The following is an 8,582-nucleotide window of genomic DNA, read 5'->3' as shown; positions in this document are numbered from 1 at the left end:
TTCACTCCCACATCTTCGTGGTCAGAGTGAATCACGAACCAGGAGCTGTCGCGAGCCCTTTTTCAACAGCCTGCTAGCGCGCGCTTCCGACAGAAAGCCCTCTATCGCTGCAGTAGCGCTCGAGCGTATCGACCGAAGCCTTGGGATCGGCTAGCGCCACATAGGTGTCGGGCCGCAGGAGATAGAGCGCATCGCGCGCCAGGCCTGCCTCCTCATGGGCGGGCCGCCAGTCGAAGACGCTGAGCGGAACCCGATGGCGCTCGCACCAGGACCTGACGTCCTCGCTGGCGACGCCGTAGATGTGGATCTGCCATTGCGTGGCGGCGAGCGAGGCAAAATTGTCCACTCCATCGACCGGGGCCCAAGGCAGCCGCTCGCCGCCGCGCACTTCGCCCGCGGATCCCTCGCTGAGTGGGCTTTGGCGATAGTTGAGGGTGATCTGCGAAACAGTCCGGAAGATGAATTCGCGAACCCGGTCGATGCCGAGTATCCTGGGCACGACAATCGGCGCGATCCGCGTGCGCACGAGGTCGGCGATGCGCCCGTCGGCGGTGACGAAAGTGAAGATGCGGTCGGTGGTGGCAACCAGGCGCTTGGCGAATGCGATGCGCTCGATCTCATAGCTGTCGAGCAGGGCATCGGGCGCCTGCGCCGCGAGCACGGAAGACAGTTTCCATGCAAGGTTGATCGCGTCCCCGATCCCGGTGTTCATCCCTTGTCCGCCGACTGGACTGTGGATGTGCGCCGCGTCACCCACCAGGAATGCGCGACCCTTGCGGAATTGACCGGCCACGCGGTGGTGGACGTGGTAGGTCGAAAACCAGTTCACCTTTTCGATCTTGATCTTGAGGTTTTCGATCGCCTGGCGGCTGACGTCGTCGAATGTCAGCGTGTCGGCCTGATCCGCGCGCTCGTCCCGGACCGTACCGATCAGCCGAGCACGGCGCGTGTCCGCCAGAGGAAAGATCGCCAGGAAGTCGGCTTCGTCTAGATCGACATGCAATTCGCCATTGATCGATGCACCGGATGCCTCGACATCCGCGACGTAAAAAAGTTCACGGTAGGTACCACCGGAAAACCCCGCCGATATCGTCTCGCGCACCAGGGAATGCGTGCCGTCACAACCAGCCAGATAGCTGAACTCGGCGGTCTCCTCGCCGTGCTCGCCACGCAGGTGGGCGACGATGCGGTCGCCATGGTCGGTGAAGTCATGCAATTCGGTCCGCCGCTCGACGGTGACGCCCAATTGTCCGAGCCGTTCGACCAGAAGGCGTTCGTGCTCGTCCTGCGGAAAGATTTGGAAAAACGAATAGGGCGACAGATCCTCACCGATCGCCGCGAACGGTATGCGCGCCTCAGCTTCACCCCGTACCCACAAATTGGCGGCGCGCACCTTGTGGCCGCGCGCGATCACGGCATCGGCCAGATCGAGTTGACGGTAGAGTTCGAGCGTGTGCGCGGCAACGGCCAAGGCGCGCGACGTCGTTCCCGGCTCGGCGGTCCTGTCTATGATGCGGACGCCGACATCGAGCTTGGTGAGCCAAAGCGCCAGAACCAGGCCGGTAGGGCCGGCCCCTACGATGAGAACGTCACTGCGGGTCATGTTTTTCTCCCTGGCGGTGATTGCAGTCGGGCGGCTTCGGATCAGTAACATCCAAATATGGCCGCGGGAGTCGCGGACAATGCCACCGGATCGGTTTCTGCCTTCTCGTCGCGGGCATAGGCTGGCGGCAGACGAACGTCGTCCCAAAACGCGTCGCCCGCTTGCCGATCGACAAACGTGCCTCCAAATAAACGGCCTGAAGAATCAGAGCCCGTGCTATAAAAGCAGCGACGGCTAAACTTCCGAGAAGGAGCGCGCATTGGCGCTGAAGAACAGACCGGTCCCGCGTGAGCCGTTGCTCGATGCCGATGTCCATTCGGAAGGGTTCCGGCAGACGCGCGAAGCGCGCCGCAGTGCGCTGGTCGAGGATTATGTCGAACTGATCGCCGACCTGATCGAGGACGGCAACGAGGCGCGCCAGGTCGACATCGCCGCGCGGCTCGGGGTCGCCCAGCCGACGGTGGCCAAGATGCTGACCAGGCTTTGCGCCGACGGGCTGGTGTCGCGAAAGCCCTATCGCGGCGTGTTCCTCACCGAAGCCGGCCGTAAGGTCGCGGAGGAAAGCCGCATTCGCCACCAGACGGTCGAGGCCTTCCTGCGCTCCCTCGGCGTCAGTGCCGAGACGGCGCGCATCGATGCCGAGGGCATCGAGCACCATGTCAGCGCCGAGACGCTGGAAGCGTTCCGCAAGGCGATGACGGCGCGCTGAAGCGTTCCATTGCCGGCTTGCCGGACAACGTTAGTCACTGGAACCGCCCGCGCTTATGTGCGTTGCCTTTTATCGCGCGCTTGTTGCGCGCCAGGGAGGAAGCAATGGGCGTCGAGCAGGCACCAACCGCAAAAGGCAAGCAGGCAGCCACAGGACTGAAGCAGGCGGCCGCCAGGGACGAGCGCAAGACCGAGGCCGAAACGGGCCACCCGCTGAAGAAAGGCGCCGATCGGATCGAGGAACGCTCGAAAAGCTCTGATGGAAAGAGCGCAGGCGCCAAGCAGAAGGGTTGACGGCAATAATTTCTCACGCCTCGAACCCCTCCGATGCCGGCGATGCTACAGGCCTTGTGCGCTCCCGGCCAGTGCGGTGAAACGGCGATGCCAGGGCTGCCATGCCCATGAAAAATGCTGTGACTTGGAGCAACCGTTGCGATAATTGTTTGTTGGGTTGAGCCGGCCTTGCCGGAGCAATGAGAAGTTCGCAGCGTGAGGAGTTGCCATGCTCTGGAGAGGCCGTCGTCAGAGTGACAATATCGAGGACGACCGCAGCGACGGCGGCGGCGGGATCGGTGGCGGCGGTGGTCAGTTCCGCATCCCGATCGGTGGCCGCGCCGGTGGCGGTGGCAGCATATTCCTCGTCATCCTGGTGGTGCTGGCCGGATGGTATTTCGGTTTTGATCCCTCGACGATCCTGGGCGGTGGTGACGGCGGCCTGCTGCCGGGCGGTGGTGGCCAGATTACCGACAACAGTGGCGGCCAGGATAGCGGCGCGGGTACGCCGGCCAATGACGAGATGAAGCAGTTCGTGGCGACCGTGCTCGCCGAGACGGAAGACACCTGGACAGGCATCTTCAAGTCGCAAGGCCTGACCTATGAGGACCCCAAGCTGGTGCTGTTTTCCGGCCAGGTCCGATCGGCCTGCGGTTTTGCTTCCGCGGCGGCCGGACCGTTCTATTGCCCGGGCGACCACAAGGTCTATCTCGACATGACCTTCTTCCAGCAACTCGACCAGCAGTTCGGCGCTTCAGGCGAGTTCGCCCGTGCCTACGTCATCGCGCATGAGGTCGGCCACCACGTGCAGAACCTCACCGGCATCATGGGTAAGTTCAACCAGATGCGGCAAGGCATGAGCGAAGCCGCTGCCAACCAGCTGTCGGTGCGCATCGAGCTGCAGGCCGACTGCTTCGCCGGCGTGTGGGCGCATTACACCGGGCAGAAGGGCATATTGGAGCCGGGCGACTTCGAAAGCGCGCTGAACGCGGCCAAGCAGATCGGCGACGATACGCTGCAGAAGAAGATGCAGGGCTATGTCGTGCCGGAAAGCTTCAACCACGGCACCTCGCAGCAGCGGCAGACCTGGCTGACGCGCGGCTACAAGAGCGGCAAGCTGTCGGACTGCAATACGATGAGCGGGACGCTCTAAGCAGTCGTTTTTGGGGCAAAGACCTGATGGCAAAGACGCCGTCAGGGAGTGTCAGGATGAAGGCATCCTGACTGTTCCCGCATTGTTCCTTTTTGCTTGCTCGCCTATAAGGTGCCTCCGCCCGCGCCCCAGGGCGGCCAGAGGAGCTTGACCGATCATGATCGACCCCAAGACCGCCAGGCGGGGCCTTGCGCTCGTTTTCACCACGCTGCTGCTCGACATTATCGGCTTCGGCATGATCATGCCGGTGCTGCCGGCTTTTCTCAGGGAATTAACCGGCGTCGGCATCAGCGAAGCGGCGATCGAGGGCGGCTGGCTGTTCTTCGTCTACGCTGCCATGCAGTTCTTCTTCGCGCCGATCATGGGCGGCTTGAGCGACCGGTTCGGACGGCGGCCGATCCTGCTCGCCTCGGTGCTGACCTTCTCCATCGACAATCTAATCTGCGCCATCGCCTGGTCCTATCCGATGCTGTTCATCGGACGTGTGCTGGCCGGCATTTCGGGCGCCAGCTATTCGACGACGTCGGCCTTCATCGCCGATATCTCGAACGACGAGAACCGGGCGAAGAATTTCGGCCTGCTCGGCATCGCCTTCGGCGTCGGCTTCGTCATCGGGCCGGTGCTGGGCGGATTGCTCGGCACGTTCGGTCCGCGCGTGCCGTTCTTTTTCGCCGCCGGGCTCGCTTTCGTGAACTTCCTGATCGCGATGTTCTTCCTGCCCGAGACGCTCGATGAAAAGCATCGCCGCCGCTTCGAGTGGAAACGCGCCAACCCGGTCGGCACGCTCCTGCAGATGCGCCAGTATCGAGGCATCGGCTGGATCGGGCTTGTCTTCTTCCTGATGACACTCGGCCACATGATGTATCCGGCGGTCTGGTCGTTCGTCTCCAACTACCGCTATGGCTGGAGCGAGCAGCAGATCGGCTTCTCGCTCGGCGTTTTCGGCCTGTGCGGGGCGATCGTCATGGGGACGGTGCTGCCGCGCGTCATTCCCCGGCTCGGCGAGTGGAGAACGGCGGTCATCGGCCTGACGTTCACCGCGGCCAGCGCCTTCGGCTATGCCTTCGCCTCGCAAGGCTGGATGGTCTACGCAGTGATCGTCGTCGGCTGTCTGGAAGCGCTGGCCGATCCGCCGCTCAGAAGCCTCGCCGCCGCCAAGGTGCCGCCTTCGGCACAGGGCGAGCTACAAGGCGCGATGACCTCGATCTTCTCGATCACCTCGATCATCACGCCGCTGCTCTACACCGCGATCTTTTCCTGGTTCACCGGGCCAAGCGCGCCGGTGACCTTCGGCGGCGCGCCCTACCTGGTCGGCGCGTGTTTCCTGGTGCTGGCGGTCATCGTCTTCGTCACCAAGGTGGCGAGACCGGCGACGGTCGCTGACGTCGCGACCGAGGTCAAAGATGGAGCACAGGCATGAGCCATGACAGCCGCATCGCGCTGACCAGGGGGCCGGTGCTCGGTTCGTAAGGTTGCGGCGGTTTGCGATACGAAATTGTGGGGCGTTTGTGCCGCCCCTCATTGCCCTGCCGGGCATTTCTCCCCGTATAGTGACGGGGAGAAAGACGCTGTCATCAGTCGTTTCGCCAATTGCCTACGTTGCAAGAAAGGGCGCTGCGTTCGGTCCGCGGGCTTCTCCCCGTATACGGGGAGAAGGTGCCGGCAGGCGGATGAGGGGCAGCGCTGACGGATCGAATCAGGCCCGCTCGGCCAGCAATTCCTCGCCGCGCTTCTGGCGGATCAGGTTGACGAAGCGGCGGAACAGATAGTGCGAATCCTGCGGGCCGGGGGAGGCCTCGGGGTGATGCTGGACCGAGAACACCGGACGGCCGGTCAATGCGATGCCGCAGTTCGAGCCGTCGAACAGCGAGACATGGGTTTCCTCGACGCCTGCGGGCAGCGAGTCGGCGTCGACGGCAAAACCATGGTTCATCGAGACGATCTCGACCTTGCCCGTGGTGTGATCCTTCACCGGATGATTGGCGCCGTGATGGCCCTGGTGCATCTTGGCGGTCTTGCCACCCAGCGCCAGCGCCAGCATCTGGTGGCCGAGGCAGATGCCGAACACCGGGATGTCGGTCTTGAGCAGATCCTGGATCACGGGCACGGCATAGTCGCCGGTGGCTTCCGGATCGCCGGGGCCGTTGGAGAGGAAGATGCCGTCGGGCTGCATGGCGAGGATTTCTTCCGCGTCGGTCTTGGCGGGAACGACGGTGACCTTGGCGCCGAGGCCGGCGAGCAGCCGCAAGATGTTGCGCTTGACGCCGTAGTCGATGGCGACGACGTGCAGCGAAGGCTCGGCCTGTTCGCCAAAACCTTCGTTCCACACCCACGGCATCTCGCGCCAGACCGAGGACTGGCCCGACGTGACCTCCTTGGCGAGATCGAGCCCGATCAGACCCGACCATGCGGCGGCGCGCCGCTTCAGGTCGTCGAGGTCGAAGACGCCATCCGGCGCGTGCGCGATGACCGCGTTGGGCATGCCCTTTTCGCGGATCAGCGCGGTAAGCGCGCGGGTGTCGATGCCCGAGAGCGCGACGATGCCGCGCTTCTTCAGCCACTGGTCGAGGTGGCCGGCGGCGCGGTAACTGGACGGGTTTGTGACATCGGCCTTGAACACGGCGCCGACGGCGCCGGCGCGGGCGGCCGGATTGAGGTCTTCGATGTCCTCGCCATTGGTGCCGATGTTGCCGATATGCGGGAAGGTGAAGGTGACGATCTGGCCGGCATAGGACGGGTCGGTGAGGATTTCCTGGTAGCCGGTGAGTGCGGTGTTGAAGCAGACTTCGGCGACGGCGGAGCCGGTGGCGCCCAGGCCGCGCCCTTCGATGACGGTACCGTCAGCCAGCACCAGCAGGGCGGTCGGCTTTTCAGTGGCCCAGGCGGGCGTCATCTCGGCCATGGCGGCACTCCTATCAAGCCGCGCGCTTCCATAGCCCGGCGGGCATTGGCGCGGCAAACGGCGCGAAGCGGCGAATTCGCGCCCTCACGCACTCAAGCTTCAGTTCATGCAAGGCCCAGTACATAGGGGAAGGGGGCAGGGCGGTCAATGATCATGCGAAATGCCGCCGCGATTTATTTCATTGAGGAATATCATAGGCTTGCCCTGGCATATGAGGGTTTGCGTTGGCCTGTCCCCGGCGCTATTGTCCGCGCCGACCGAAGGAGAGAGAGCAATGCGCGCGAAAATCGCCGAATCCCTCAAGACCGCGATGAAGGCGCAGGACAAGCACCGGCTGCCGACATTGCGACTGATCCAGGCCGCCATCCACGACCGCGACATCGCCAATCGCGGCGCCGGCAAGGAACCCGCCAGCGACGAGGAAATCCTGCAAATCCTGGCCAAGATGGTGAAGCAGCGCGAGGAATCGGCCAAGGCATTCGAGGACGGCAAGCGGCCGGAACTGGCGGCTCAGGAACGCGGCGAGATGGAGATCATCCGCGGCTTCCTACCGACGCAGCTTGACGATGCGACGGTTAGGGCGGCGGCGCGCGAGGCGATTGCCGCGACGGGTGCGGCCAGCCAGAAGGACATGGGCAAGGTGATCGCCGCGCTGAAGCAGAAATATGCGGGGCAGATGGATTTCGGCAAGGCGAGCGGCATCGTCAAGGGCCTGCTGCAGTAGGGCTTTTACAGTCGCGGTTTGTGAACCACATTTGAAGGGCACCCTATGGGGGCAGCAATGAGCCGCGAAGCCTACATCAGAAGCCTATTCACTGGTGCCGATCAGCGCCAGAATTTCCAGACCATGGATACGATCTTTCCGGTCGGGCGGATGTCGGCATCTCCGGAACCCTTTGTTTTCCCAATGGCGGCGGAAATAGCCTTGCCGGCGAACTATCGGTATGAAGGGAAATCCAGATCGATTGATCGTTTCCTCGAAGAAACCGAAACCATGGCGCTGCTCGTGCTGAAAGGCGGTGTGCTCGTGTTTGAGCGCTATGCGCCTTGGGGCGGTCGGGACAGGCGATGGAAGTCCATGTCAGTGGCCAAGAGCGTCATTTCTGCCTCCCTCGGGATTGCCGTTGGCACTGGATTGGTCGCTACTCTCGATGACAGCATTTCCTCTTACCTGCCGGAATTGAGCGGGTCGGCATATGACGGCGTGCGTATCAAAGATGTGCTTCAAATGTCCTCTGGAGCCGGCTGGAATGAGGACTACAGCGACCCTGATTCGGACATCAACCGCTTCGCCGCGATCACGGCCAAAGGCGGCTCATTCAATGGCTTTCCATCGACTTTGAAGAGAGCGACAGAGCCGGGCACCTTCAATTTCTACAATAGCACCGACACCCAGGTGCTCGGGATGCTGCTCAAGCGCGTCACTGCCCGTCCGATCCACGCCTACGTCCAAGACATCCTCTGGCACCCCCTTGGCATGGAATCGGAAGGGTGCTGGCTGCTCGACGATACGGGAATGGAAATGGCTTATGCCGGTCTCAACGCCACAGCGCGGGACTATCTCAAGATTGGCGAATTGTTTCGGTTGGGGGGATGCTGGCAGGGGCACCAAATTGTTCCCAACGCGTGGGTGAACGCTTCGATTACTCCTGACGCACCCCACCTGATGCCGGGCGATACGAGCCGCTCCGATTCTCTGTGGGGGTACGGCTACCAGTGGTGGATTATGGATGGAACCGAAGGGGAGTTTTCGGCTGTCGGCGTCTACAATCAGTTCATCTATGTAAATCCGGCGCGCGACATCGTCATGGTAAAGCTTTCAGCCAACCGCCGATATGGCCTTACCAACGACGAAACGTCATATCGCGAGCTTGAGACGATCGAAGCGCTACGGGAGATCGCCATTGCCGCTTCGGATCAATAGTTTCCTGGACCGTCCCCAA

8 protein-coding genes are annotated in these 8,582 nt (G+C 62.7%); 6 read left to right on the top strand and 2 right to left on the bottom strand.

Going from position 1 to position 8,582, the window contains the following annotated elements:
• Positions 1-73 precede the first annotated feature (73 nt).
• Positions 74-1,603, bottom strand: a complete 1,530-nt coding sequence (locus LB536_RS21900; RefSeq protein WP_224596212.1) for an FAD-dependent monooxygenase — start codon at positions 1,601-1,603, stop codon at positions 74-76.
• Positions 1,604-1,862: 259 nt separating this feature from the next.
• Between LB536_RS21900 and mntR the strand changes: the two genes are divergently transcribed.
• The 4 genes from mntR (at position 1,863) to LB536_RS21880 (ending at position 5,157) form a co-directional block, all read left to right on the top strand.
• A complete protein-coding gene (gene mntR, locus LB536_RS21895) occupies positions 1,863-2,312 on the top strand; it encodes a manganese-binding transcriptional regulator MntR (RefSeq protein ID WP_140761141.1) in 450 nt (149 codons plus the stop codon).
• 104 nt (positions 2,313-2,416) lie between these two features.
• The gene (locus LB536_RS21890) at positions 2,417-2,605 is read left to right on the top strand and encodes a hypothetical protein (protein WP_140761144.1); all 189 of its coding nucleotides are present in this window, start codon (positions 2,417-2,419) and stop codon (positions 2,603-2,605) included.
• A gap of 208 nt (positions 2,606-2,813) precedes the next feature.
• Positions 2,814-3,737, top strand: a complete 924-nt coding sequence (locus LB536_RS21885; RefSeq protein WP_224596209.1) for a neutral zinc metallopeptidase — start codon at positions 2,814-2,816, stop codon at positions 3,735-3,737.
• A 157-nt stretch (positions 3,738-3,894) separates the two neighbouring features.
• Positions 3,895-5,157, top strand: a complete 1,263-nt coding sequence (locus LB536_RS21880) for a TCR/Tet family MFS transporter (protein WP_140810284.1) — start codon at positions 3,895-3,897, stop codon at positions 5,155-5,157.
• 276 nt (positions 5,158-5,433) lie between these two features.
• On the opposite strand, the gene carA is transcribed toward LB536_RS21880, so the two are convergent.
• A complete protein-coding gene (gene carA / locus LB536_RS21875; protein WP_224596207.1) occupies positions 5,434-6,639 on the bottom strand; it encodes a glutamine-hydrolyzing carbamoyl-phosphate synthase small subunit in 1,206 nt (401 codons plus the stop codon).
• A gap of 274 nt (positions 6,640-6,913) precedes the next feature.
• Here carA and LB536_RS21870 point away from each other — a divergent pair, with 274 nt between their 5' ends.
• Both LB536_RS21870 and LB536_RS21865 read left to right on the top strand, forming a co-directional pair.
• A complete protein-coding gene (locus LB536_RS21870) occupies positions 6,914-7,363 on the top strand; it encodes a GatB/YqeY domain-containing protein (protein WP_224596205.1) in 450 nt (149 codons plus the stop codon).
• A 57-nt stretch (positions 7,364-7,420) separates the two neighbouring features.
• Entirely contained in the window at positions 7,421-8,563 is a 1,143-nt protein-coding gene (locus LB536_RS21865) for a serine hydrolase domain-containing protein (RefSeq protein WP_224596203.1), read from the top strand.
• Positions 8,564-8,582 lie beyond the last annotated feature (19 nt).

Source organism: Mesorhizobium sp. ES1-3 (assembly GCF_020164795.1).
In the GTDB taxonomy this organism is placed as follows: domain Bacteria; phylum Pseudomonadota; class Alphaproteobacteria; order Rhizobiales; family Rhizobiaceae; genus Mesorhizobium.
Note: the sequence above shows the minus strand (reverse complement) of the source record. Positions and strands in the feature narration are given on the sequence as shown.

Bases quoted from the DNA above. Each gene is read 5' to 3' on its own strand.
- LB536_RS21900 (WP_224596212.1), bottom strand. From the start codon at position 1,603: ATGACCCGCAGTGACGTTCTCATCGTAGGGGCCGGCCCTACCGGCCTG.
- LB536_RS21890 (WP_140761144.1), top strand. From the start codon at position 2,417: ATGGGCGTCGAGCAGGCACCAACCGCAAAAGGCAAGCAGGCAGCCACA.
- LB536_RS21885 (WP_224596209.1), top strand. From the start codon at position 2,814: ATGCTCTGGAGAGGCCGTCGTCAGAGTGACAATATCGAGGACGACCGC.
- LB536_RS21880 (WP_140810284.1), top strand. From the start codon at position 3,895: ATGATCGACCCCAAGACCGCCAGGCGGGGCCTTGCGCTCGTTTTCACC.
- carA (WP_224596207.1), bottom strand. From the start codon at position 6,639: ATGGCCGAGATGACGCCCGCCTGGGCCACTGAAAAGCCGACCGCCCTG.
- LB536_RS21870 (WP_224596205.1), top strand. From the start codon at position 6,914: ATGCGCGCGAAAATCGCCGAATCCCTCAAGACCGCGATGAAGGCGCAG.
- LB536_RS21865 (WP_224596203.1), top strand. From the start codon at position 7,421: ATGAGCCGCGAAGCCTACATCAGAAGCCTATTCACTGGTGCCGATCAG.